The following is a 25169-nucleotide window of genomic DNA, read 5'->3' as shown; positions in this document are numbered from 1 at the left end:
GCTGCTTTTGTAACGCATACAAGTCTGAATTGGATGAAAGTATTGAATATGGGCGCAAACCCGCCCGCTGCCTTGCAATTTGAAAATCCGGGTGTTTAAATGAAAAAAGTGAAAATGAGAATGAAGTGTAAAAGGAGCGTTTTCCATGTCAATGATCATGGCTGTAAATGCGGGGAGTTCGTCGCTGAAGTTTCAGCTTCTCCGCATGCCGGAAGAAGAACTGGCGGCTAAAGGCCAGGTGGAAAGAATAGGACTCGATGGAGCAGAAATGAAAATCGAGTGGGGGGAAGAAGAAGTCAAGGAAGAACTTGCTCTTTCCGATCACGAAGAAGCGGTCAAGAAGCTGCTTAACAGCCTGACCTATCACCATATTATAGAATCGCTGGATGAAATAGAAGGAGTCGGCCACCGCGTGGTACATGGCGGGGAGAAGTTTGCGGACTCCGTCAAAATTACGGACGAGGTGGTGGAAGCCATCGAAGAAGTCAGTGAACTGGCTCCGCTTCATAATCCGGCCAATTTGACCGGAATCCGGGCTTTCCGGGAAATGCTCCCGAATGTGCCGGATGTGGCAGTGTTTGATACTGCCTTTCATCAGACGATGCCAAAATCAAGATACATGTACAGTGTTCCGTATGAGTACTACGAGCAGTACGGCATCCGCAAGTACGGGTTTCACGGGACGTCACACAAATACGTGGGACAGCGGGCGGCAGATCTTCTGGATCAGCCGCAGGAAGACCTCAAGCTGGTTTCCTGCCATATCGGCAACGGTGTAAGTATCACCGCCATTGACGGCGGCCGCTCGGTGGATACGTCCATGGGATTCACTCCTCTTGCCGGCGTGACGATGGGCACCCGTTCCGGAAATATTGACCCGGCCCTTATTCCATATATGATGGATAAAACCGGACAGTCCGCCGGAGATATCATTACGATGCTGAATAAAAAGAGCGGCCTTCTCGGTGTGAGCGGAGCGTCAAGCGACCTGCGCGATGTCGAACAGAAAAGAAATGCAGGAGATGAGAAAGCCCGCACAGCACTCGACATTTATACAACTCGTATTCATAAATATATCGGCACTTATGCTGCAAGTATGAATGGGCTGGATGCTGTTATTTTCACGGCAGGCGTCGGCGAGAACAGCAGTACCATCCGCAGGGACGTTATCCGCGGACTGGAATTTATGGGGATTCATCTGGATGAGTCGAAAAACGAAAAACGCGGAGAAGAAACCTTTATTAACCAGGATGGATCGCCGGTAAAAGTATTGATTATACCTACCAATGAAGAAGTAATGATTGCAAGAGACACGATGAGACTTGGTTTTGACTGAACCATGCGATGTTGAATAAAAATGTATTACTCTGATTGTTGAAGACCTGCACACCACTTATCCGATTCCGTATAAAAACACGGAATAAGATTTGGATAGTACTGGTGTGAAGGTCTTTTTTTATAGAGTATGAAATTTTTTCAATAGAGAGGGGTGATAAATTTTTATGCTTTTTTATGAATAAGTATTGCAAAATCATAAAACTCTTGTTAAAGTTATCAATAACAGTTAAACAAGAATGACAGATAAATGAATCGTGAGGCAGGAGCCTCTCCTATTTTTGCTCATTGATGTATAAAAATAATAACTTCAGTATTAATATTCACCTGAAGATGGAGGGAATCATAAACATGGCGAACAAGAAGGTTGTTTTGGCGTATTCCGGAGGACTTGACACATCTGTGGCGATCCGGTGGCTCACTGATCAGGGGTATGATGTAGTGGCGGTAGGCCTTGATGTAGGAGAAGGAAATAATCTTGAGTTTGTAAAAGATAAGGCGCTGCAGGTAGGAGCGGTGCAATCCTATACCGTGGATGCAACAAAAGAATTTGCCGAAGAATTCGTACTGCCGGCTATGCAGGCTCATGCATTATACGAACAGAAATATCCACTCGTTTCCGCTCTTTCAAGACCGCTGATTTCAAAGAAACTGGTCGAAATTGCAGAACAGACGAACGCGGATGCGGTAGCTCACGGCTGTACCGGTAAAGGTAACGACCAGGTGAGATTTGAAGTTTCCATCCAGGCACTCAACCCGGATTTGGAAGTTCTTGCTCCGGTAAGAAGCTGGGGCTGGTCCAGAGATGAAGAAATCGAATATGCAAAGCAGCATGAGATTCCGATTCCGATTGATCTCGATAATCCATATTCTGTGGACCAGAATCTATGGGGAAGAAGCAATGAATGTGGAATTCTTGAAGATCCGTGGACTACTCCGCCGGAAGGCGCGTATGAATTGACCAATCCGCTTGAGAAAACACCCGATGAACCGGATATGGTGGAAATAGAATTCCAGCAGGGTAAACCTGTTGCCCTGAACGGTACGACGTATGAACTGGACGATTTGATTCAGGAATTGAACCGTACTGCCGGAAAACATGGTGTCGGAAGAATTGACCATGTGGAAAATAGAATGGTTGGGATTAAGTCGCGGGAAGTTTATGAGTGCCCGGGTGCCATGACCCTGATTCAGGCACATAAAGAACTGGAAGATCTGACACTTCCAAAAGAAGTGGCGCACTTCAAACCGGTGATGGAGAAAAAACTTTCGGAGGTTATCTACGACGGACTATGGTTCTCACAAATCAGAGATGGTCTGGAAGCATTTCTCAAAGAAACACAGCAGAACGTAACAGGTCTTGTCAGAGTAAAACTGTTTAAAGGGCATGCCATAGTGGAAGGAAGAAAATCCGAATTGTCTCTTTACAATGAAAAACTTGCCACATATACCCCCGATGATGAATTCGACCATCATTCAGCTGTTGGATTTATTAATCTATGGGGACTTCCGACGAAAGTGCATAGTATGGTTAAGAGAAACGGTGTCAACGTCTGATGAAGCTGTGGGGCGGAAGATTTACAAAAAGTGCGGAAGAATGGGTGGATGCCTTCGGGGCATCCATTCCTTTTGATAAAGAATTGGTGCAGGAGGATATCGAAGGCAGTCTTGCCCATGTCCAGATGCTCGAATACTGTAATATCCTTACGGAAGAAGAAGCTTCCACAATAAAAACGGGGCTTCACACGCTGATGGAAAAAGCAGAAAAAGATGAGCTGGAATACTCCGTGCAGAATGAGGATATTCATTTGAATCTGGAGAAGCTGCTCACTGATGAAATTGGTCCGGTCGGCGGAAAGCTTCACACCGGTCGGAGCCGTAATGACCAGATTGCAACAGACATGCATCTTTACTTAAAAAAACATACCAAGGAAATCATGGATAATATCAAACAGCTGCAGCAGGCGCTTCTTGGACAGGCCGGACAGCATGTCGAAACAATTATTCCGGGTTATACTCATCTGCAGCGGGCGCAGCCGGTATCGTTTGCCCATCATCTCATGGCTTATTTCTGGATGCTGGAACGGGATTACACCAGACTGGAAGACAGCCTGAAACGATTGAACACTTCTCCGCTCGGAGCCGGTGCGCTTGCCGGAACGACATTTCCCATTGACCGGGAATACGCAGCGGAACTGCTCGGCTTTGACGCGGTATACGAGAACAGCCTGGATGCAGTAAGCGACCGGGATTTTATCCTGGAATTCATGAGCGCGGCGTCCATGATTATGATGCACTTATCCCGTTTCTCCGAGGAATTGATTCTATGGTCGAGCCAGGAATTCAACTTTGTGGAGCTCGATGATACGTTTGCTACCGGAAGCAGCATTATGCCGCAGAAGAAAAATCCGGATATGGCAGAGCTCGTGCGCGGCAAAACCGGCCGGGTGTACGGTAATTTTGTGTCCCTTCTGACGCTCTTAAAAGGACTTCCTCTTGCCTATAACAAGGATATGCAGGAAGACAAAGAGGGCATGTTTGATACCGTCACGACGCTTGAAGGATCACTGAAGATTTTCAGCGGCATGATTGAAACGATGAACGTAAATACCGGTGTGATGGAAAAAGAGACTCACTCGGACTTTTCCAATGCAACCGAACTTGCCGATTACCTCGCAGCAAAAGGTCTTCCATTCCGGGAAGCTCACGAGGTTGTCGGGAAACTTGTACTGAAGTGTATTGAAAAAGGAATGTATCTGCTGGACCTTTCCATGGAAGAATACAAAACAGCCAGTACACTGTTTGAAGAAGATATTTATGAAGTGCTGAAGCCCTCCACCGTTGTGGCAAGACGAAACAGCGCCGGCGGAACCGGATTCGACCAGGTCCGCCATGCTATAGAAAAGGCGCAGGACAAAGTGCAGGAAAAATAAAGGAGTATGTTCCGTTTCATTCAAACCAGCCGTCATGGAGATCCATGCGGCTGATTTTCGTTACGGAGAAATCATCAGGAGCGGACAATCAGCACATCACAGGATGCCTGTCTGGCAACCGCTTCTGATACACTCCCTATTAGAATACGTTCCACCGTATTTAAGCCGGTTGCTCCTGTCAAAATCAAATCGACCTCGTATTGTTTGGCAATATCTTTAGGAATTTTCACCCGCGGTGAGCCAAAATCGACAACAGTATGCACCTTTTCCACTCCAGCTTTTTCTGCTTCTTCCTGGTACTGCTGCACAAGCTCCTGTCCGTATTGTTCCGCACGGGAAACGATTGTTCTGTCGTACTGTTCAATCGTCGCGAAGGTACGGGTGTCGATAATATGAACAATGATGAGAGCGGCCTGCTGATCGACAGCCATATTAACTGCTTTATTCAGCGCAGTATTCGACTCTTTGGAACCGTCTACAGCAACGAGGATATTTTTGTATGTTGTCATGCTATCCCTCCTGTGATTCAGAACTCTTGATAATTCTGAATTTTATAATAACATTCCCTCTCTCTGCTGGAAATAAACGTCGATATTTTTTCCACGTGTTTTTGAATCATGTATAATAGTTCTGTAGGTTGAAGGAGGTTTACAGGATGAGGCACGTACTGATTACAGCGGGAACGAAAGGACTTGGAAAGAAAGCAGCTGAGCAGTTTCTTCAAGATGGGTACGCGGTGACAGTCAGTTATTTCCGGGACGTAGAAGCTGCCGAAATGATGCAGCAGGAGTGGGTGTCCTGCCGGGACCGCCTTCATGTTGTTCAGGCTGATATGACAGCAGAGGCAGATATAAAAAAGCTCGCTGCTTCCGCTGTTGAACAGTTCGGCAGACTGGACGTACTCGTATGCAACGCCGGTCCTTATGTATTTGAACGAAAAAAATTAATGGACTACTCCACAGAAGAGTGGAACGAAATGATTCAGGGGAATTTATCTGCGGTGTTCCACCTTTTCCGGGAAGTTATTCCCACGATGAGAAATCAGCAGTACGGACGTATTGTGACGTATGGATTTCAGGGAGCCGGTGATGCCCCGGCGTGGATTTATCGTTCGGCTTATGCTGCGGCGAAATCCGGACTTGTCTCCCTTACGAAAACGGTATCGATTGAAGAAGCGGAAAATGGAATCACGGTAAATATGGTGTGTCCGGGTGTCGTCACCTCAGATTACAAAGAAGCTTCCATTCCGGAAGCCCGCCGCGTGCAGGATCCTAAAACACCGGTGGGAAGACCGGCAGCGGGCGGAGATATTGCCCGTGCTATTACTTTTTTATGTGAGGAACACTCCGATATGATTACCGGAACGGTACTGGAAGTAACAGGCGGGGTGGATGTGCTGCACAAATGGCGTTGAGTTCCGGGTATAAAAGGGAAAGCTGCTGTGCATCCTATCCGGCAGAGGTGATGAATATGAAAAGCTTGCGGGCGGCTGCCGCCGTCTTTCTCATACTGGCAGCAGAAAGCAGCAGTGCAGCTGCAGCTTCTCTCCAGGAAGTGTTTCTTTTTCAAGCCACCGCCGAGACAGAGGATGGAACCTATTTTCACTGGGAATACAACAGCCCTGATTCGTACGAATACCATGCCCAGGGCAGAGCGTGGCATGGAAGAAAGGCCCGGCCTCATGTCGAGAAACTGTACGAACAGACGGGCATCTCCCCGGAATCGACGAAAGAAGAGCTGGCTGAAGCGCTCCGCGGTACGGAGCTTCCTCCACTCGAACGCCTGGATGTGCGATGGCAGGATGAAGAAGGAGAGCTTCACACCTGGCTTTGGAAAAAAGAAGAATAGGGCGGAAACTTTCCCGAAAAGATGTTTAAGTATCGAAAGAAAAGGGGAACACCATTACCGGTATCAAGTAAAGGAGGCATGAATGATGAATGTAACATATCACGGCCACTCCGTGGTTCATCTTGAAGCAAATGGAAAAAGTATTTTAATTGATCCTTTCATTACCGGTAATGGCAATACGGATTTAAATGCAGATGAAGTGAATCCGGATGTTATTCTGCTGACACACGGACACGATGATCATGTCGGGGATACAATAGATATAGCAAAACGAACCAATGCGTTTGTTGTAGCGCCGGTTGAGCTGGCTTCCTACCTGGGGACGAAAGGTCTTGAGACGCATCCTCTCAATATTGGCGGAGGCTGTACGTTTGACTTTGGCAGAGTATCGATGACACAGGCTTTCCACAGTTCCTCCTTCACGGGAGAAAGCGGAGAAACGATCTATACCGGCATGCCGACCGGAATCATCTTTGAAGCGGAAGGAAAAACCATCTACCATATGGGAGACACCGGTTTGTTTTCGGACATGAAGATGATCGGCGAACGGTATGATATCGATCTTCTTTTCATCCCGATCGGGGATAATTTCACCATGGGACCTGTTGATGCAGCCAAGGCGGTTGAATGGATAAAACCAGAATACGTCGTACCGGTTCATTACAACACGTTTCCATTGATAAACCAGGACGGTGACGCCTTTGTTAAATCGATTTCACCGGTAAAAGGGCAGGCGTTGAAGCCCGGCGGATCCATCGATTTGTAACGAAAGGATGAAGAGCTGTTTCAAGGTAAGTGCAGTTACCATTGAAACAGCTTTTTTATGTTGAAAGATATTCTCTTACATAAATAGAACGCTTCCATTATTGTGTTGTGAACGTCAGCTGTTGAATCATCTTGCTTTCCCGGAAAGGCCTGCGTATAATGAAAAGTAATACAGAGTTACCTGAAAAATGATACAGTTTCAGCCGGAGAAGAGGTGAACAACAGAATGGCGACAAAACATGAACAGATATTGCAGCATATTACCGAGCTCGGTGTTGGAGAAAAAATATCGGTGCGGCGTGTGGCCAAATCGCTGAATGTCAGTGAGGGGACAGCCTACCGGGCAATAAAAGAAGCGGAAAATCAGGGGCTTGTCAGCACGATCGAGCGGGTCGGCACCATCCGTATTGAAAAGAAACAAAAAGATAATATTGAAAAGCTGACGTACGCGGAAGTAGTTAATATTGTAGACGGGCAGGTGCTTGGAGGAAGGAACGGTCTTCATAAAACGCTGAACCGCTTTGTGATAGGAGCTATGAAGCTTGAGGCTATGATGCGTTACGTAGAGCCTGGAAACCTTTTGATTGTCGGCAACCGCTATCAGGTTCATAAGCTGGCGCTTGAAGCCGGGGCGGCAGTGTTGATAACCGGTGGATTTGATACCAATGAGAACGTCATTGCGCTGGCCGATGAACTTGGGATGCCTGTGATTTCTACTACATACGATACATTTACGGTGGCAACCATGATTAACCGGGCTATCTATGATCAGTTAATCAAGAAGGAAATTGTACTTGTTGACGATATATTGATTCCCCTGCAGGACACCCTTTTCCTTTCCAGCGACAACGATGTGAAAAAGTGGCACGAAATAAACAGCCGTACCAGCCACAGTCGTTATCCTGTTATTGACGGGGACATGAAAGTACGGGGAATGGTAGCTGCCAAAGACGTTCTTGGTGCAGATATGACTGTTCCGATTGAACAGGTTATGACCAAAAATCCTATCACTGTCAAAGAGAGAACCTCTGTCGCCTCTGTTGCGCATGTGATGGTCTGGGAAGGTATTGAACTGCTGCCGGTAATAGATGAGCAGAACCGGCTTCTGGGCGTGATCAGCCGTCAGGATGTGCTCAAAGCACTGCAGATGACGCAGCGGCAGCCTCATGTCGGGGAGACTATTGATGACTTAATCACCGGCCGGTTCCATGAAACCGGGCCGGATTCCGATTACCACTATCAGTGCGACGTCACACCTCAAATGACCAATCACCTCGGTATGATATCCTACGGTGTTCTTTCGACACTTGTCACAGAAACCGGAAGCCGTCTGCTCCGTCAGTACAAGCGGGGGGATATTGTCGTGGAGAATATTACCCTGTATTTTATCAAACCTGTTCAGATTGAAAGCACGGTTGATATGAAAGGGAAACTGCTTGAAGTGGGGAGAAGACATGGTAAAGTGGATGTGGAATTGTATCATGAAGGCGGCATCGTCGGTAAGGCCCTTATGATGGCACAAATGCTGGACCGGTAAAGTAAAGGTCGTACGTGGCAAAAAAAAGGGTGCGGTATCCCGCATCCTTTAAGAACGTCCCTGTTTTTGGTTGCCCGGTCGTTGGTTTTGAGCCTCTTCTGCGGCATAAGGGCCGTGTATACGAAAGGCTCTCCAGCCAAACACGATGTTGGCGGCGCCGACGAGAAGAAAAACGACACCTACAATAATATCCACAGGTCCGCGGACCAGCTGCAGCAGGTTTGCTCCAAAAGCGGCCATAAAGAGCCCGAGACTGATGTTAGCCTTGGCCTGCACCCATCTTTTGTAGGCGTGGGTTTTTGTCCGGACGGCTTTTACTTTGTAATAGACATACATGGCAATGGCTGCCGTAAGAATAATGATAAAAACCGGGGTCACTTTTTTCCCTCCTATGACTGATGTCAGTTGTTCTTATAAGGAAATACAACATCGATTTAACATGAAAGCTGACAGAAAGGAAGATAGCATGAAACAGACAATATTGCAAACCATCGAGAGGTATTCTGTTATCGGCATTTACCGGCACGAAAAGCCGGATCCGGACGCACTGGGGTCCCAGGGCGGGATGGCGGCATTAATTCAGCATAACTGTCCGGAAAAAACAGTATGTACCGTCGGTGAAGATGAACCTTCTCTTTCCTTTCTTGCAGAGATGCAGGGAGAAGAAGAGACGCTGACCGCATCGGATTCCTTTCTCGCGGTTATATGCGATACGGCGAACACGGATCGCATTGATGGGCAAAGGTGGAAGGATGCAGATCACGTCGTGAAGATTGACCACCATCCTGAAGTGGAAATCTACGGACAGGACAGCTGGGTGAACACCAATGCAAGTTCCACCTCCGAGATGATCATCGATCTGTTTCTCAGCGCCCGGGAGGAAAAAGGCTGGGACATGACAACAGAAGCGGCCCGCCTTTTGTATGCGGGAATTGTCGGAGACACCGGCCGTTTTCAATTTTCCAATACAACTCCTCAAACGCTTGAACTGGCAGCAGAGGCGCTTCGTTTTTCTTTTGATCCAACAGAGTTATTCACCCGCTTCTATGAAAGTGATGAAAAGCTGGTCCGCCTGAAAGGAGAAGTCCTTCAGCAGTTTGAATTGTCACCGGAAGGGGTCGGTGTCGCCCGCTTGACAAAAGAAATGCTGGAACGATATGATATATCGATTAATGAGTCCTCCGCGCTTGTCAATTCGTTCTCGGAAACAAAAGGACTGAAAGCATGGGTCTTTTTTGTTGAACAGGATGAGAATTACCGTGTCCGGCTCCGTTCCAAAGGTCCTGCCATTCACCATATCGCAGCAGCTCATGATGGTGGAGGACATCCAATGGCCTCCGGAGCAAAAGCTGTGGATGAACAGGAAGTGCAGGCGGTCATTCAGGAGCTGAAAGAGGCGTGCCGGAATTACGAGGCTTAATGTCATGTATAGATTCCTCCGGATGGAAAGTCACTTGAAGACCGGGACAGCCCATGTTCCATTTCAAGGCGCAATGATGACGTTTCCTGTTCCGGGGGAAGAATTTTTAAATGAAGTTCCAGAGTAGTGTAAATGTGCATTTCACGGATGGTGAGCCGGAATTCGTTGTCCCCGGTTTCGTACCGCTTGTTTTCCACCGCTTTTTTTATTAATTCTTTCCCTTCGACAACACTTTCAATGTTTTTTCCGTCTAAAAATTTCACTTCGTTTTCCGCCTGCTGCTTTAACTCATAGAGAGCCAGTTCATTCAATTCCGTGCTTTTTTCATTCGTGAAAAGAAGCTCAATGTCCTGAATGGTAAGCTTCTGTTCATTTTCCTGATTGCGGCGGCGTTCCTCGCTTCGAAGGACTTCAATCTGCTCCTCCTGCTCTTCGATTTGAAGCCGCTGCTTATTTATTTCAATGACCAGTTCTTCATGAACGGCCCCGAACTGAAATAGGAAAAAAGCCCATCCTCCGAGGCCGCCGATTACGGCGCCGGCAAAAAAACGCTGCCATCCCGGTCTCCTGTAATAGGGAGGAATCCTCATGAAGAGATCTGTTCCTGGGTAATCCATTGAATAATCAAGGTGCCGGTGTTGGCACCGCCCAGTGCTGCGCATATCATGGCAATGGTTTTATACATGTCGGCGTGGGTGCCGGCAAAAAGGCCTCTTTCAAGCGATGTGATGGCATCAAACGTGCCGCCGATGGCCGCAACCAGAGCCCAGATTTTCAGTCCCGAAGCGAGATCATGAATCGTGGAAAGCGGTGGTTTTCCTATAAGAAGCGCTCCCATCCCTCCTATCAGAGAACCGCCGATAATAACACCGAAAGCGACAAAAAAATCCATAACAAGTGTCCCTGCAAAATCCCTGCCCATTTTCTGTGCATCTCCTTTCTGTTGACAAGCGCCGCATCGTCTATAGTATAAATATAAGAAATGAACGAAGAGGATATGCTTGTTTTCCTTGGAAAAGCTGTTCATACTTAATAGGAGAAGGAATAAAAAGGAGCTGGTGGATATGGAGTTTGTACATTTACATATTCATACCGAATACAGTCTCCTGGAGAGTACAGCCCGGATGGACACGCTTATCGAGCAGGCTTCAGAAGCAGGGATGCACGCACTCGCCATAACGGACAAAAATGCGATGCATGGCGTGGTTCCTTTTTATAAAAAGTGCGTAAAAGCCGGTATTAAACCAATTATCGGAATGGAACTGTGGGTGGAAGGGATAAAACGCAGCGGAAGTTACCCGGTGCTGCTCCTCGCAGAGAATAACAGCGGGTACCGCGAGCTGATGCGCCTGTCGACCGTAAAACAGACGGAGGAGACGGTCACACTCGATAGAATGACCGCTGTTCTCGAAAACGCTGTTGTTGTGTTTCCTTACGCTGAAAGTGAGCCGGCCGTTCTTCTCCGGGATGCAGATAAACCGTGTGCAGCAGATGTTCTCCAGGCATGGAAGGACCGCGCCGGAACTCTCCCTATGTATATGGAGAGACAGCCGGTACAGGGGGAAGATGATATGGAACAGGCCTGGAAAGAGCTGGCCGGAGAACAAGATCTTCTTCTTGCTGCCGGTTTTAACGTACATATGACGTCGCCTGAAGAACAGGAAGCGCTTCTTGCTCTCAAGGCGGTGGAAACCGGGCGGAGGCTCCCGGAAGTATCAGAACAGCAGATAAAACACCAGGGATGGATGAACGATGAAGAAGGGATCCGCCGCCTTTTGGAGAAGGAACCGGAGGTCATCCGGGAAACGAGCCGGATTGCACAGAGGTGCAGCGTCACCATCGAATTTAACCAGTCTCTACTCCCTTCTTTTCCGCTTCCTGACGGTTACACGGCGGAGTCTCTGTTGAGAGAACATTGCTATGAAGGAATCCGCCTCCGCTACAATGAACCGGAGCAGGATGTCCGGGAGCGCCTCGAACATGAATTAGGGATTATTCATGATATGGGGTTTGAGGATTATTTTCTGATTGTGGCCGACTTTGTTGATTTTGCAAGACGACAGGGTATGCTCGTTGGTCCCGGGAGAGGATCGGCGGCGGGGAGTCTTGTCTCCTACGTGCTCGAAATCACCGATGTCGACCCGGTCCGCCATAACCTTCTGTTTGAGCGTTTTTTGAATCCGGAGCGCTTGAATATGCCGGATATTGATATTGATTTTCCTGATTACCGCCGCGATGAAGTCATAGATTATGCAGCCCGGACGTACGGGCGGGAGCATGTCGCGCAGATCGTCACGTTTGGAACATTCGGCGCACGTGCCGCTCTTCGCGATACCGGCCGGATTCTCGAGGCACCGCAGGCTCTTGTGGACAGACTCGCTTCGTTTATCCCGCAAGGTCCCGGGACCTCCCTAAGGAAAACATACAATGAAAATCAAATGATGCGCGACCTGCTGGAAAAAGAATCGACCGCTTATTCGATATTCCGTCTTGCTGTACAGCTTGAGGGGCTGCCGAGGCATACTTCTGTTCATGCCGCGGGAGTTGTCATGAGCGGCAGCCGATTGTTTGATCATGTGCCGCTCATGAAAAAAGACGGAAATATTCTCCTGACTCAGTATGCGATGGATAATCTCGAAGAACTGGGCCTTTTGAAAATGGATTTTCTTGGTTTGAAAAATTTAAGCCTGCTCGAACGAATGACAGCCTCCATCCGCTATAAAGAGAACGAAATCATTGACCTGCGCCGGCTTCCGCTGGATGACAAAGCTGTGTATACAATGCTGGCAGATGGGGATACCACCGGCATTTTCCAGCTTGAATCCGTCGGTATGCGCCGGGCTCTTCGTCAGATCCGGCCGGACCGGTTTGAAGACATCGCTGCAGTCAATGCCCTGTACCGTCCGGGACCAATGGAAAGCATACCGGTCTATGCTGAAAGAAAAAATAACCAGACAGAGCCGGATTACCCTCATGAAGATCTGAAACATATTCTGGCGCCTACGTACGGGGTGATTGTATATCAGGAGCAGATTATGCAGATTGCCTCCACCATGGCAGGATATACGTTTGGTGAATCGGATCTTCTGCGGAGGGCGGTGAGCAAAAAAGACCGCGGTGTACTCGAACAGGAAAGAACAAGGTTTCTCGCAGGTGCACAAAATTGCGGGTATGACGAACAAATCGCAGCAGCGGTATACGATCTGATTGTGAAGTTCGCTGATTACGGGTTTAACCGATCTCACGCAGCGGCCTATAGTTTCATTGCCTATCAGCTTGCGTATCTGAAAGCTCACTATCCCGCTCATTTTTTTGCTTCCCTTCTCACTCTTCACGCTGGAAATCCGGACAAAATGGGGGAATACATCAGGGAGGCTGTGCAAAAAGATATAGCCGTTCTCCCTCCATCTGTCAATGAAAGCACAGCTGTCTTTCAGGCGTTTTCCCGTTCCATCCGCTTTGGACTTCTGCCGGTTAAGAATATGAACGCAGACATGGCACGAAGGCTCACAGAGGAGCGCAGACACGGAAAATACAGAGGCTTTATCGACTTTTTAATGAGAATGGACCCGGAAGTGTTGAGGCGCCGTCCGCTTGAAATGCTGATCAAAGCCGGTGCTTTTGATGATTTTGGCATGGACCGGGCCGTGCTGCTTGCTTCGCTGGACAGAGCAATGGAATATGCAGCCTTTCAAAAAGATATAGGGGCTCTTCTGCCGGAAGGTGAAATGGATTTCCGATTTGTAGACATCCCGCCCTTCACGGAACTGGAGAACTATGAAGCTGAAAAAGAAGCAGCCGGCTTTTACCTGACCGGCCATCCGCTTCATAAATACGAACAAGTTCTTGCACCCTTTGAACCGGTTCCTTTTCATAAAGGACTTCCCGGAAAGAAAAGGGACGTCTGGGCAGCAGGAATCGTGGAGGAAGTCAAAAACATCCGTACAAGACAGGGGCAGTCGATGGCCTTTGCCGGTTTGACCGATGGCACAGGGTCGATGGAAACTGTATTTTTCCCTGATGTATACCGGAACTCACGCAGCCTGCTGGAGGAACAGCGGCCAATTTTAATCCGCGGCCGCCCGGATCAGAAAGCGGAGGAAAACAAACTTCTCGTCGATGAAGTGCTGGATCTTGAAGAACTGTATCAAACAGCGGATGATGTTCTTTATTTGAAACTCAAAAGCCGTGAGGGCGATGTGCAGAAAGCAAAAAAAATCAAGGATATTGTAAAACGGCATCCCGGGGGGACAATTGTCTGCCTGTATTATGAAAATGAGGAAACAGCTGTCCGGCTTTCGGACAAATACCGGGTCTCTGAGAAAGACGCTCTGCTGAAAGATTTGAAGACTGTTCTTCCTGAAGAATTTGTAGTGTTGAAAAAACACAGAGGGTGAACAAGTTATTCTCATCTGTTATAATAAGATAAGTTTTGCAGTGGCTGAAAACCTGCAGAGGAATCATCAGTATGCGGACCAGGAAGAAGGAGAGTGGAGAATTTGCCAACGACGAGAGAAGAAGCATTGCAGATCCATCGGGAAAACCAGGGGAAACTCGAATCAAAATCGAAGGTTCCTGTTCGTAACACAAGAGATTTAAGTCTTGCTTACTCCCCGGGAGTGGCCGAACCTTGTAAAGCAATTTTTGAAGATAAGCAGAAGGTATTCGACTACACGATGAAAGGCAATATGGTAGCTGTTGTCTCAGATGGATCAGCTGTTCTGGGACTGGGCAACATCGGCCCTGAAGCTGCTCTTCCCGTTATGGAAGGCAAAGCGGTATTATTCAAATCTTTCGCCGGGGTGGATGCCTTTCCGATCTGTCTTGATACATCAGAGGTGGACAGAATTGTAGAAACAGTCAAGCTGCTTCAGCCGACATTCGGCGGTGTGAACCTCGAAGATATTGCGGCGCCGAACTGCTTTATCATTGAAGAACGGTTGAAAAAAGAAGTCAACATTCCTGTCTTTCACGACGATCAGCACGGGACCGCCATTGTAACGGCTGCCGGCCTGATCAACGCGTTGAAGCTGAGCGGGAAGTCCCTGTCCGAACTTAAAATTATTGTCAATGGTGCCGGATCGGCCGGAATTGCCATTATTAAACTTCTTCTGAGCATGGGAGTCCGCGATGTGATTCTGTGCGATTCCAGAGGTGCCATTTACGAAGGCAGAACAACCGGAATGAATGATCAGAAGGTAGAGATTGCCAAAGTAACCAATAAAGATAAAGTTGCAGGGGAACTGTCCGATGTGGTTGCCGGTACGGATGTGTTTATCGGTGTATCTGTTGCCGGAGCACTTACAAAAGAAATGCTGCAGAGCATGAATGAAGACCCGGTTGTATTTGCCATGGCAAACCCGGATCCGGAAATTATGCCGGAAGAAGCAAAAGAGGCCGGAGCTTCTGTCATTGGAACCGGCAGATCGGATTTTCCAAACCAAATCAACAATGTCCTTGCGTTTCCAGGCATTTTCCGCGGTGCACTGGATGTCAATGCCACACATATCAACGAAGAAATGAAAAAGGCAGCGGTTTATGCGATTGCAGATCTGCTTGAAGAGAGCGAACTGAATTCGGACTATGTTATTCCCGCCCCTTTTGATCCGCGTGTAGCCCCTGCTGTAGCTTCGGCAGTTGCCAGGACAGCAATGGAGACCGGTGTTGCACGTAAAGAGGTGGATCCAGACGACGTAGCAGAAAAAACAACCCGGCTTTCCATTATTGATAAACAGTAACAGGAAAGACAACCGGAGGAGAGAACAGCCGGGAAGCTGCCAGGGAAAAAAAGGCGGCTTCCGTGTTTTCACACATAGACGATAAAAGAAGGTGTCCTCGTGTCATTAAAAGACTTTTTCAATAAAAAAAGAAAATACGCGACGATTCCATCCGATCGTGAACAGCCCGCTCAGATGAACAGTGGTGTCATGACCAAATGTCCGCAGTGCCGGTCCATCATCTATACAAAAGAACTGAAAAAACACCATATGGTCTGTATCAGCTGTGGTCATCACCTGCCAATGAATGCACATGACCGTATTCATTTTCTGCTGGATGAAGAGACATTCAAAGAATATGATCCGGAATTGTCTTCCTCTGATCCGCTTGGTTTTCCGGAGTACCAGGAAAAACTGGAAAAGGACCGGCAGAAAACAGGATTGAATGAAGCCGTTGTGACCGGTGAAGGATATATGAGTGGTTTTCCTGTGGTCCTGGCTGTCATGGATAAAAGATTCCGGATGGGGAGTATGGGATCGGGTGCGGGGGAAAAAATCACCCGTGCTATTGAACGTGCACTGGAGAAACAACGTCCCTTTATTATGTTCTCGGCCTCAGGCGGAGCACGTATGCAGGAAGGCGTCTTGAGTCTTATGCAGATGGCGAAGACAAGTGCTGCGTTGAAGCGGATGGATGAAGCCGGTCTGCTCTACATTTCGATGATGACAGATCCTACCACCGGCGGTGTATCAGCCAGTTTTGCCTCCCTCGGTGATTATAATTTCGCTGAGCCCAAGGCGATGATAGGGTTTGCCGGACGCCGTGTTATAGAAGAAACAATCCGAGAAGAACTCCCGGAAGATTTTCAGACAGCAGAATTTCTGCTGCACCACGGTCATTTGGACCGGGTCATCCCGAGAGATCAGTTAAAACAGGAACTGTCGACGATACTTGATCTTCATCGTTGTAAAGAAACAGCAGAGGGGGGAGAATAAACGTGCACAGCTATCTTCCGTTTGAGAAACCGGTTATTGAACTGAAGGAAAAGATTACAGAACTTAAATCGTTTACCGAGGAAAAAGACATCGACCTGTCGACAGAAATCATCAAGCTGGAAGAACGTCTCGAGCAGCTTGAAAATGATATTTACGGTAATCTTCAGCCATGGCAGCGGGTACAGATTGCAAGACACAGTGAACGTCCGACAACTCTTGATTATATCGGCGAACTGTTTACAGATTTTCTGGAAATGCATGGAGACCGGCTGTACGGGGATGACGAAGCTGTCGTAGGGGGTATTGCCAAATATAAAGGAATACCGGTGACAGTCATAGGCCACCAACGTGGAAAAGATACAAAAGAAAATCTCAGGCGCAACTTCGGCATGCCGCATCCGGAAGGATACCGCAAATCACTCAGACTGATGAAACAGGCGGAGAAATTTTCCCGGCCGGTGATCACCTTTATTGATACAAAAGGAGCGTTTCCGGGTAAAGCCGCTGAAGAACGCGGACAAAGCGAAGCGATAGCGCGTAATCTAGCGGAAATGGCTGGACTGAAAGTACCTGTCGTGTGTCTTGTAATAGGGGAAGGAGGAAGCGGCGGAGCTCTTGGTCTTGGTGTAGGAAACTACATTCATATGCTCGAAAACTCCACGTACTCCGTGATATCCCCGGAAGGCGCGTCATCCATACTATGGAAAGACGGATCGTTTGCACAGCAGGCATCAGAGACCATGCGTATTACCGCTCCTGACCTGAAAGAACTGGGGGTTATCGACGAGATGGTTCTGGAAGTAAGAGGCGGGGCGCATAAAGACCTGAAACAGCAGGTTGTCTATATGGATGAAGTACTGGAACGTTCGTTACATACTTTACGGAATCAGACGGCGGAACAACTTGTCCAGCAGCGCTGGGAAAAATATAAACAAATTGGACAAACGACCGGTGAAAGCGCTGTATCTTCCGGTGATTAACACCAATGCTTTCTGAATTCATCGGGAAGCATTTTTTCTTGATAAGAACGTCTCGTGTTATAATTTTCTAAAAGGACAGTAACTACTTTAAAGCAAGGGTGTGAGCAATTTGAAAAAAATCGCAGTACTGACAAGTGGAGGCGATTCTCCGGGAATGAATGCGGCAATCCGCGCCGTCGTGAGAAAAGCCATTTATCATGAAGTGGAAGTGTACGGTGTACAGTACGGTTTTGCCGGACTTCTGAGCAATGATATTGAAAAGATGGAAATCGGCGATGTCGGGGATATTATCCACCGCGGCGGCACGAAACTTTATACGGCCCGCTGTGAAGAATTCAAGACGCCGGAAGGAAGACAAACAGCAGTGGAAAACCTGAATGCTGTAGGGATTGAAGGCTTAATTGTCATCGGTGGCGACGGGTCGTTCCGTGGTGCAGAAAAGTTAACCGAAATTGGTTTTCCAACCATTGGTGTCCCTGGAACGATCGATAACGACATCCCCGGAACGGATTACACCATTGGATTTGATACCGCTTTGAATACCGTCATTAATGCGATTGATAAGATCCGCGACACAGCCACTTCCCATGAAAGAACGTATGTCATTGAAGTGATGGGACGAAACGCAGGGGATCTTGCGTTATGGTCCGGACTGGCGGATGGAGCTGAAACGATTCTGATCCCGGAAGAAGAATACAGCATGGACGATATTATAAAAAGACTCCGCCGCGGTCACGAACGAGGTAAAAAACACAGTATTATTATCGTAGCCGAGGGTGTAGGAAGCGGTCCGGATGTCGGCCAGAAGATAAAAGATGCAACGGAACTTGAAACCCGTGTAACCGTGCTCGGTCATATTCAGCGCGGGGGCTCCCCGACAGGTTATGATCGTGTGCTCGCCAGCAGGCTGGGTTCAAACGCCGTGGAACTGCTGCTTGATGGTGTAGCAGGCTGCATGGTTGGTATCGTTAACAATAAAGTAGTCCACCGCGGCATCAGCGAAGTGCTCAGCGAAAAGCATCAGGTTGACAAAGAGATGTACCGGCTGTCTCAGGAACTATCCATCTAACAAACGCTGAAAAAGGGAATTGTGATATAATCGGCCCTGGAGAGAAGAGGAGGACAATGATGAGAAAAACAAAAATTGTATGTACCATAGGGCCGGCGAGTGAATCGCCGGAGATGATAAGAAAGCTTATCGAAGCAGGAATGAATGTGGCTCGGCTGAATTTCTCCCACGGAGATTTTGAAGAGCACAAAGCACGCATTGATACTATCCGTGAAATTGCGGCTGAAACCGGGAAAAACGTAGGCATCCTGCTTGATACGAAAGGACCTGAAGTACGTACGCATACGATGGAAGACGGAGCAATTGATCTTCAGGAAGGTCACGACCTCATCGTTACGCCGGAAGAAGTGACAGGCACAAATGACAAAATATCTGTTACATACCCCGGCATAGCAGAAGATCTCGAGCCGGGCAAAAAGATACTTCTTGATGACGGCTTGATTGAACTGGAAGTCACAGAGATTATGGGCAGTGACGTAAAAACCAAAGTATTGAATAACGCCCAGCTGAAAAATAAAAAAGGCGTTAACCTTCCTAACGTAAAAGTCAATCTTCCGGGTATCACCGAAAAGGATGCCGAAGATATCAAATTCGGCGTGGAACAGAGTGTCGACTTTATCGCCGCATCCTTTGTACGCCGTCCATCTGATGTCCTTGATATCAGAGAAATACTGGAAGACAAAGGCGCAGAAGACATCCAGATCATTCCAAAGATTGAAAACCAGGAAGGCATCGAAAATATTGATGATATCCTGGAAGTGTCGGACGGCTTAATGGTTGCACGCGGAGATCTCGGAGTGGAAATTCCGGCCGAGGATGTCCCGCTTGTTCAAAAAGACTTGATCAAAGACTGCAATACAGCGGCTAAACCTGTTATCACTGCGACGCAGATGCTTGATTCGATGCAGTGGAATCCCCGCCCGACACGCGCGGAGGCAAGTGACGTAGCCAATGCCATTTTTGACGGCACGGATGCGATTATGCTTTCCGGCGAGACAGCTGCCGGGGACTATCCGTTGGAAGCGGTGCAGACGATGAGAAATATCGCTGTGAAAGCCGAATCCGCTTTGAAGTATGAGACGATTTTGGACCAGCGTAAAAAAGAGAGCCACCGCTCCATTACCAATTCGATCAGTCAATCGGTATCCCATACGGCGCATGATCTGGATGCAGCAGCCATTCTGACGGCGACAGAAAGCGGATATACAGCTAAAATTGTCTCCAAGTACAGACCAGAATCTCCAATTGTTGCGGTAACAAGCAATGAAAAAGTATACCGGCGTCTTTCACTTGTCTGGGGAGTCACACCGCTTCTCGGGCAAAAAGCTGAAACAACAGATGAAATGCTGGACAGCACTGTATATGAGACACTTAGAGCAGGCCTTGTCAGCCACGGCGATTTAGTCGTCATAACAGCCGGCGTACCGGTTGGTGAAACAGGAACCACCAATATCATGAAAGTTCATGTGATCGGTGAAGTGATCGGCAAAGGACAGGGAATCGGACGCAGGACAGCCTCAGGCCATGTAGTGACCGCCCGCAGCGCCGAAGAAGCAAATGAAAAGGTGCAGGCCGGAAGCATTCTTGTTACGTACAATACGGACAAGGATATGGTACCGGCATTTGAAAAAGCAGCAGCTGTCGTCACAGAAGAAGGTGGACTGACATCGCATGCTGCAGTAGTTGGCTTAAACCTTGGAACACCGGTCGTTGTAGGGGTGGAAGGAGCCATGAATCTCTTTGAAGACGGAGAAGAGATTACGGTGGACAGCGCCCGTGGAGATCTTTACCGCGGCCATGCAAGTGTTCTCTAAAAAGCCGGTGTTTGTAAAGAATCGTAATTAATAAGGAGGAGGTCTGTAAACGATGGGAAAATGGCTTCTGCTTCTTTTGATCATTGTACCGGCTTTTGAGGTAGGGGTACTGATTCTGTCCGGCAGCATTATAGGGGTGTGGCCGACCATTTTGCTGATTATCCTGACAGGCCTCCTGGGCGCCTGGCTCGCCAGAAAAGAAGGGATGGAAACGATACGCACCGCCCGTCTTCAGATGCAGAACAATGAAGTGCCCGGATCGCTTGTGCTGGACGGTATCTGCATACTTGTAGGCGGTGCAGTGCTTCTTACCCCTGGTTTTATCACGGATGCTGCAGGTTTCTTTTTACTCATCCCTTACACAAGAGGGGTTGTAAAAGCTTTGCTGCAGAAATTATTCAAAAAAATAATGAACAGCGGAAGCGTTGTGTTTCTGCACAGAAAATAAACCGGGCAGTCTGTTGAAGCATGACAGAAATGATAGTTATGTGGTAGGATAATTACGAAGTCTATGTGGAAGGATGTACAAAGCGTTGATATCGCAGGCAACTATATTTATGCTTATTCTGCTTGCGGTCGGAATACTTGGGAAAAATCAGACACTGATAGCAGCAGTCGGTATTCTGCTTCTTTTGAAATGGACCGGTATGGGGGACAAAGCGTTCCCATTTTTACAGGCAAAAGGAATTCCTATTGCTGTTACAATTCTTACCGTCTCTGTTTTAGTGCCGATTGTAACTGGTGAAATTGGTTTTAAACAGCTTGGTGAAGCAGTGAAATCGTATTATGCCTGGATAGCACTGGCCTCCGGTATATTTGTAGCGTTGATTGCAAAAGGCGGCGTAGAACTACTGCAGAATGACCCTCATATCACCGCTGCACTGGTGATTGGAACCATACTGGCGGTAGCTCTGTTTAATGGTGTAGCAGTCGGACCGTTAATCGGTGCAGGCATAGCTTATGCGGCGATGAAAGCTGTAGAATTTTTCTCATCAGCCGGCGGTTGAACAAAATAAGCCTGTTTACATTCACAACTTTTTCAAAAATGTTTATAATGAAATGGATGCACCGTCCTTCTTACATAGATGGTAATGCCCGGAACACTTGATGCAGTACGGGCGGAAGACTGCTGCAGCTGTTTATATCCAAAACAGACTGAGTATTCTAATGAATCCGCCGGGCCCTGCAGATGGGTGGGAAGTGTGAAATGTAAGCATTTTCTTTTCAACAGACGCTGGTCTTTTATTTTCAAGTAAAGGAGAGGTAGGTATGAGCGCAACCCGTGGTCTTGAAGGTATAGTCGCAACATCATCAAGCGTGAGCTCCATTATTGATGATGTGTTAACGTATCAAGGTTACAATATCGACGACCTGGCTGAGAATGCTTCCTTTGAAGAAGTTATTTTTCTGCTGTGGAACGGCCGTCTTCCCAAGAAAAGTGAACTGGATGAACTGACAAAAGATCTGGCTGATAATATGGAGATCCCGGATGAGGTGCTTCAGTACATGAAGGCCTATAAGACAACCGAGGTTCACCCAATGGCAGCACTGCGTACAGCAGTGTCCCAGCTTGGTCTTTATGACGACGAAGCCGATGAAATGACAGAAGAAGCCAACAAGCGGAAGGCTGTGCGTCTGCAGGCTAAGATACCCGCTATTGTTACCGGATTCAGCAGGATCCGGGACGGAAAAGAGCCGGTCGCACCAAAAGATTCCTTGAGTTTCGCAGCAAACTTTCTTTATATGCTGAAGGGAGAGGAACCGGATGAAACTTCGGTAACCGCCTTTAATAAAGCACTGGTGCTGCATGCCGACCATGAGTTGAATGCTTCCACATTCACCGCCCGTGTCTGCGTGGCAACACTGTCCGATATTTATTCCGGCGTCACCTCCGCTATTGGTGCTTTGAAAGGGCCGCTTCACGGCGGGGCCAATGAAAGAGTAATGGCCATGCTTTCCGACATTGGGGACACGGACAATGTAGAGGACTACATCCAGAAAATGTTTGATAATAAAGAAAAAATCATGGGCTTTGGACACCGTGTCTACAAGGAAGGGGACCCGCGCGCCAAACACCTTCGTGACATGTCGCGCCGGCTGACAGAAATCACAGGCGAATCCAAGTGGTATGACATGTCCCTTGAAATCGAAGATATTGTTACAAAAGAAAAGGGGCTGCTGCCGAACGTGGATTTCTATTCTGCTTCGGTGTATCACAGCCTTGGTATCGACCATGATCTGTTCACCCCGATTTTTGCGACAAGCCGGGTTTCCGGGTGGCTCGCACATATCCTTGAACAGTACGCCGATAACCGGCTTATCCGCCCGCGTGCAGAATATACAGGACCGCAAAAGCAGGAATACATTCCAGTGGAAAGACGGTAGTAATATTCTCTTCCCAATCCTTTGAATTATAAATACAGGAGGTTTTTGTTATGGCTGAAGGAGAAAAAATCACAACAACAAATGGAGTATTGAATGTACCGGATGAGCCGGTTGTTCCTTATATTGAAGGAGACGGAACCGGCCCCGACATCTGGGCGGCAGCAAGCCGGGTCCTTGATGCGGCAGTGGAAAAAGCCTATAACGGAAAGAAAAAGATTCACTGGAAAGAGACTCTCGTCGGTGAAAAAGCCTATAACAATACGGGCGAATGGCTTCCGGATGAGTCACTTGAAACCATCCGTGAATACCTGATTGCCATCAAAGGACCGCTCAGTACGCCAATCGGCGGCGGCATCCGTTCTCTGAACGTAGCACTCCGTCAGAAGCTCGATCTCTTTACATGCCTTCGTCCGGTCCGTCATTTCACCGGTGTACCTTCCCCGGTCAAAAAACCGGAAGATGTAAACATGGCTATTTTCCGTGAAAATACAGAAGACATTTATGCCGGCATTGAATATAAAGAAGGAAGCCCTGAAGTAAAGAAAGTCATTGATTTTCTTCAGGATGAAATGGGTACAGAAAATATCCGCTTTCCGGAAACTTCCGGCATCGGTATCAAGCCGGTATCCAAAGAAGGCAGTGAACGCCTGATCCGTGCCGCTATTGATTATGCGCTCGAAGAAAATCTTGAAAGTGTTACACTTGTTCATAAAGGTAACATCATGAAGTTCACGGAAGGTTCGTTTAAAGCGTGGGGATATGAGCTGGCTGAACGCGAATACGGCGATAAGGTCTTCACTTGGCAGGAATACGATGAGATTGTCGAAAAAGAAGGCAAAGAAGCTGCAAACGCCGCAGAAGACAAGGCAAAAGCAGACGGTAAAATCATTGTCAAAGATGCTATTGCCGACATCTTCCTCCAGCAGATTCTGACCCGTCCGAAAGAATTTGATGTAGTGGCGACTATGAACCTGAACGGTGACTATGTATCCGACGCACTCGCTGCACAGGTGGGCGGCATCGGTATCGCACCTGGTGCGAATATTAACTACGAAACCGGTCATGCTATTTTTGAAGCGACACACGGTACTGCGCCGAAGTATGCAGGGATGGACAAAGTCAATCCTTCCTCCCTTATTCTTTCCGGTGAACTGATGCTGCGTCATCTTGGATGGAACGAAGCGGCTGATCTTGTCCTTTCATCCATGGATAAGACAATCGGTAGCAAAGTGGTTACTTACGACTTCGCACGTTTGATGGACGGAGCAAAAGAAGTGAAATGCTCCGAGTTCGGTGACGAATTAATCAAAAACATGCAGTAATAGGAGGTCCGGCATATGGGAATGAACCGCAGAAAGATTTCCGTGATCGGCGCCGGTTTCACCGGTGCAACAACCGCATTGATGACGGCCCAGAAAGAACTTGGAGATGTCGTTTTAGTGGATGTTCCGGATATGGAAGATCCGACAAGAGGGAAAGCATTGGACATGCTTGAAGCGACACCGGTGGAAGGCTCCGATGTGAATGTTACCGGTACATCCAATTACGAGGACACGGCAGGCTCCGATGTGGTGGTTATTACAGCGGGTATAGCACGGAAGCCTGGAATGAGCCGGGATGATCTCGTGAATACAAATGCCAATATCATGAAGTCGGTGACCCGGGAGGTTACTGCCCATTCGCCGGAGTGCTGCATTATCGTTCTGACAAATCCGGCCGATGCTATGACTTATACCGTGTATAAAGAATCCGGTTTTCCAAAGAACCGGGTTATCGGCCAGTCCGGGGTACTGGACACTGCCCGTTTCCAGACCTTTGTGTCTCAGGAACTCGGTATTTCCGTTGAAGATATTCAAGGGTTTGTCCTGGGCGGTCACGGTGATGACATGGTGCCTCTTATCCGTTATTCCAATGCAGGCGGGGTTCCGCTTACCAAACTTCTTTCGCAGGAACGTATTGACGCCATAGTTGAACGGACCCGCAAAGGAGGCGGCGAAATTGTCGGCCTTCTCGGAAGCGGAAGTGCGTATTACGCCCCTGCCGCATCTCTCACGAAAATGGTGGAAGCCATCGTGAAAGATAAAAAACGCGTTCTCCCTTCCATTGCTTACCTGGAAGGAGAGTACGGAGAATCAGATCTTTACCTTGGTGTTCCGACCATTATCGGCGGTAATGGAATGGAACGGATTATCGAACTGGATTTGACAGAAGAAGAGCAGGATTCTTTATCCAAATCTGTGGCTTCGGTCCGCAGTGTCATGGAAGCTCTTCCAGAAGAATAAATGAAAAGTCAGCTGTTTCTGGAAACAGCTGACTTTTTTAGAAAAAATAAGAACATATTGCAGCGGCATGCTGTAAGCACAGACGACC

23 protein-coding genes are annotated in these 25169 nt (G+C 47.9%); 19 read left to right on the top strand and 4 right to left on the bottom strand.

Translation table 11 applies throughout. The annotated features are described in order from the left end of the window. The first annotated feature begins 145 nt into the window (after positions 1–145). From ACFSUB_RS07435 to argH, 3 genes are all read left to right on the top strand, one after another. A complete protein-coding gene (locus tag ACFSUB_RS07435; protein WP_380712551.1) occupies positions 146–1336 on the top strand; it encodes an acetate/propionate family kinase in 1191 nt (396 codons plus the stop codon). A gap of 350 nt (positions 1337–1686) precedes the next feature. Further along, positions 1687–2892: an argininosuccinate synthase gene (locus ACFSUB_RS07430; protein WP_380712550.1), complete on the top strand. Its 1206-nt coding sequence runs from the start codon at positions 1687–1689 to the stop codon at positions 2890–2892. Beyond that, a complete protein-coding gene (gene argH / locus ACFSUB_RS07425) occupies positions 2889–4268 on the top strand; it encodes an argininosuccinate lyase (RefSeq protein ID WP_380713207.1) in 1380 nt (459 codons plus the stop codon). The genes ACFSUB_RS07430 and argH overlap by 4 nt, the downstream gene beginning before the upstream one ends. Before the next feature lie 74 nt (positions 4269–4342). On the opposite strand, the gene ACFSUB_RS07420 is transcribed toward argH, so the two are convergent. Next, a complete protein-coding gene (locus ACFSUB_RS07420; RefSeq protein WP_380712549.1) occupies positions 4343–4777 on the bottom strand; it encodes a universal stress protein in 435 nt (144 codons plus the stop codon). A gap of 146 nt (positions 4778–4923) precedes the next feature. On the opposite strand from ACFSUB_RS07420, the gene ACFSUB_RS07415 reads away from it, so the two are divergent. The 4 genes from ACFSUB_RS07415 (at position 4924) to ACFSUB_RS07400 (ending at position 8418) form a co-directional block, all read left to right on the top strand. Next, on the top strand, positions 4924–5682 hold the full coding sequence (locus ACFSUB_RS07415; protein WP_380712548.1) for an SDR family oxidoreductase: 759 nt from the start codon (positions 4924–4926) through the stop codon (positions 5680–5682). Positions 5683–5738: 56 nt separating this feature from the next. Continuing rightward, positions 5739–6116, top strand: coding sequence for a hypothetical protein (locus tag ACFSUB_RS07410; protein ID WP_380712547.1), 378 nt, complete (start codon positions 5739–5741; stop codon positions 6114–6116). Positions 6117–6201: 85 nt separating this feature from the next. Next, positions 6202–6882 carry a metal-dependent hydrolase gene (locus tag ACFSUB_RS07405; protein WP_380713206.1) on the top strand — a complete coding sequence of 227 codons (681 nt, stop codon included), beginning with the start codon at positions 6202–6204 and terminating at the stop codon, positions 6880–6882. A gap of 225 nt (positions 6883–7107) precedes the next feature. After that, positions 7108–8418: a DRTGG domain-containing protein gene (locus ACFSUB_RS07400; protein WP_380712546.1), complete on the top strand. Its 1311-nt coding sequence runs from the start codon at positions 7108–7110 to the stop codon at positions 8416–8418. A 48-nt stretch (positions 8419–8466) separates the two neighbouring features. Here ACFSUB_RS07400 and ACFSUB_RS07395 read toward each other — a convergent pair whose 3' ends face one another. Further along, positions 8467–8796, bottom strand: coding sequence for a YtpI family protein (locus ACFSUB_RS07395; protein ID WP_380712545.1), 330 nt, complete (start codon positions 8794–8796; stop codon positions 8467–8469). Between the two features lie 88 nt (positions 8797–8884). Here ACFSUB_RS07395 and ACFSUB_RS07390 point away from each other — a divergent pair, with 88 nt between their 5' ends. Next, on the top strand, positions 8885–9838 hold the full coding sequence (locus ACFSUB_RS07390; protein WP_380712544.1) for a DHH family phosphoesterase: 954 nt from the start codon (positions 8885–8887) through the stop codon (positions 9836–9838). A gap of 2 nt (positions 9839–9840) precedes the next feature. On the opposite strand, the gene ytrI is transcribed toward ACFSUB_RS07390, so the two are convergent. Both ytrI and ACFSUB_RS07380 read right to left on the bottom strand, forming a co-directional pair. After that, positions 9841–10428 carry a sporulation membrane protein YtrI gene (ytrI, locus tag ACFSUB_RS07385; RefSeq protein ID WP_380712543.1) on the bottom strand — a complete coding sequence of 196 codons (588 nt, stop codon included), beginning with the start codon at positions 10426–10428 and terminating at the stop codon, positions 9841–9843. Beyond that, a complete protein-coding gene (locus tag ACFSUB_RS07380) occupies positions 10425–10760 on the bottom strand; it encodes a YtrH family sporulation protein (RefSeq protein ID WP_090927504.1) in 336 nt (111 codons plus the stop codon). Before ACFSUB_RS07380 ends, ytrI begins: the two co-directional genes overlap by 4 nt. Before the next feature lie 142 nt (positions 10761–10902). Between ACFSUB_RS07380 and dnaE the strand changes: the two genes are divergently transcribed. The 11 genes from dnaE to mdh all read left to right on the top strand — a co-directional run bounded on the left by dnaE (position 10903) and on the right by mdh (position 25081). After that, entirely contained in the window at positions 10903–14235 is a 3333-nt protein-coding gene (dnaE, locus tag ACFSUB_RS07375; RefSeq protein ID WP_380712542.1) for a DNA polymerase III subunit alpha, read from the top strand. A 102-nt stretch (positions 14236–14337) separates the two neighbouring features. Next, complete coding sequence (locus ACFSUB_RS07370; protein WP_380713205.1) at positions 14338–15576, top strand: NAD(P)-dependent malic enzyme; 1239 nt, start codon at positions 14338–14340, stop codon at positions 15574–15576. 99 nt (positions 15577–15675) lie between these two features. Next, positions 15676–16551, top strand: coding sequence for an acetyl-CoA carboxylase, carboxyltransferase subunit beta (gene accD, locus ACFSUB_RS07365; protein ID WP_380712541.1), 876 nt, complete (start codon positions 15676–15678; stop codon positions 16549–16551). A 2-nt stretch (positions 16552–16553) separates the two neighbouring features. Further along, positions 16554–17531: an acetyl-CoA carboxylase carboxyl transferase subunit alpha gene (gene accA, locus ACFSUB_RS07360; RefSeq protein ID WP_380712540.1), complete on the top strand. Its 978-nt coding sequence runs from the start codon at positions 16554–16556 to the stop codon at positions 17529–17531. A 109-nt stretch (positions 17532–17640) separates the two neighbouring features. After that, on the top strand, positions 17641–18600 hold the full coding sequence (gene pfkA, locus ACFSUB_RS07355; protein ID WP_380712539.1) for a 6-phosphofructokinase: 960 nt from the start codon (positions 17641–17643) through the stop codon (positions 18598–18600). Between the two features lie 59 nt (positions 18601–18659). Next, on the top strand, positions 18660–20414 hold the full coding sequence (gene pyk, locus ACFSUB_RS07350; protein WP_380712538.1) for a pyruvate kinase: 1755 nt from the start codon (positions 18660–18662) through the stop codon (positions 20412–20414). 52 nt (positions 20415–20466) lie between these two features. After that, positions 20467–20862 carry an FxsA family protein gene (locus ACFSUB_RS07345; RefSeq protein WP_380712537.1) on the top strand — a complete coding sequence of 132 codons (396 nt, stop codon included), beginning with the start codon at positions 20467–20469 and terminating at the stop codon, positions 20860–20862. Positions 20863–20947: 85 nt separating this feature from the next. Beyond that, the gene (locus ACFSUB_RS07340; RefSeq protein WP_380712536.1) at positions 20948–21421 is read left to right on the top strand and encodes a DUF441 domain-containing protein; all 474 of its coding nucleotides are present in this window, start codon (positions 20948–20950) and stop codon (positions 21419–21421) included. A gap of 262 nt (positions 21422–21683) precedes the next feature. Continuing rightward, positions 21684–22799 (top strand): citrate synthase, encoded by a 1116-nt coding sequence (citZ, locus tag ACFSUB_RS07335; RefSeq protein WP_380712535.1) that lies wholly within the window; start codon positions 21684–21686, stop codon positions 22797–22799. A 32-nt stretch (positions 22800–22831) separates the two neighbouring features. Continuing rightward, positions 22832–24121, top strand: a complete 1290-nt coding sequence (icd, locus tag ACFSUB_RS07330) for an NADP-dependent isocitrate dehydrogenase (protein WP_380713204.1) — start codon at positions 22832–22834, stop codon at positions 24119–24121. 15 nt (positions 24122–24136) lie between these two features. After that, positions 24137–25081: a malate dehydrogenase gene (gene mdh / locus ACFSUB_RS07325; RefSeq protein ID WP_380712534.1), complete on the top strand. Its 945-nt coding sequence runs from the start codon at positions 24137–24139 to the stop codon at positions 25079–25081. The last annotated feature ends 88 nt before the right edge of the window (positions 25082–25169 follow it).

The sequence above is a fragment of the Salibacterium lacus genome (assembly GCF_042684865.1).
GTDB lineage: Bacteria > Bacillota > Bacilli > Bacillales > Marinococcaceae > Salibacterium > Salibacterium lacus.
The sequence above is the reverse complement of the archived record's forward strand: the minus strand, read 5'-3'. Positions and strand labels throughout refer to the sequence as shown.

What these genes read in the sequence shown, in the direction of transcription:
- ACFSUB_RS07435 (WP_380712551.1), top strand. Translation starts at nt 146, where the DNA reads ATGTCAATGATCATGGCTGTAAATGCGGGGAGTTCGTCGCTGAAGTTT.
- ACFSUB_RS07430 (WP_380712550.1), top strand. Translation starts at nt 1,687, where the DNA reads ATGGCGAACAAGAAGGTTGTTTTGGCGTATTCCGGAGGACTTGACACA.
- ACFSUB_RS07420 (WP_380712549.1), bottom strand. Translation starts at nt 4,777, where the DNA reads ATGACAACATACAAAAATATCCTCGTTGCTGTAGACGGTTCCAAAGAG.
- ACFSUB_RS07415 (WP_380712548.1), top strand. Translation starts at nt 4,924, where the DNA reads ATGAGGCACGTACTGATTACAGCGGGAACGAAAGGACTTGGAAAGAAA.
- ACFSUB_RS07410 (WP_380712547.1), top strand. Translation starts at nt 5,739, where the DNA reads ATGAAAAGCTTGCGGGCGGCTGCCGCCGTCTTTCTCATACTGGCAGCA.
- ACFSUB_RS07405 (WP_380713206.1), top strand. Translation starts at nt 6,202, where the DNA reads ATGAATGTAACATATCACGGCCACTCCGTGGTTCATCTTGAAGCAAAT.
- ACFSUB_RS07400 (WP_380712546.1), top strand. Translation starts at nt 7,108, where the DNA reads ATGGCGACAAAACATGAACAGATATTGCAGCATATTACCGAGCTCGGT.
- ACFSUB_RS07390 (WP_380712544.1), top strand. Translation starts at nt 8,885, where the DNA reads ATGAAACAGACAATATTGCAAACCATCGAGAGGTATTCTGTTATCGGC.
- ytrI (WP_380712543.1), bottom strand. Translation starts at nt 10,428, where the DNA reads ATGAGGATTCCTCCCTATTACAGGAGACCGGGATGGCAGCGTTTTTTT.
- ACFSUB_RS07380 (WP_090927504.1), bottom strand. Translation starts at nt 10,760, where the DNA reads ATGGGCAGGGATTTTGCAGGGACACTTGTTATGGATTTTTTTGTCGCT.
- dnaE (WP_380712542.1), top strand. Translation starts at nt 10,903, where the DNA reads ATGGAGTTTGTACATTTACATATTCATACCGAATACAGTCTCCTGGAG.
- pyk (WP_380712538.1), top strand. Translation starts at nt 18,660, where the DNA reads ATGAGAAAAACAAAAATTGTATGTACCATAGGGCCGGCGAGTGAATCG.
- ACFSUB_RS07345 (WP_380712537.1), top strand. Translation starts at nt 20,467, where the DNA reads ATGGGAAAATGGCTTCTGCTTCTTTTGATCATTGTACCGGCTTTTGAG.
- citZ (WP_380712535.1), top strand. Translation starts at nt 21,684, where the DNA reads ATGAGCGCAACCCGTGGTCTTGAAGGTATAGTCGCAACATCATCAAGC.
- mdh (WP_380712534.1), top strand. Translation starts at nt 24,137, where the DNA reads ATGGGAATGAACCGCAGAAAGATTTCCGTGATCGGCGCCGGTTTCACC.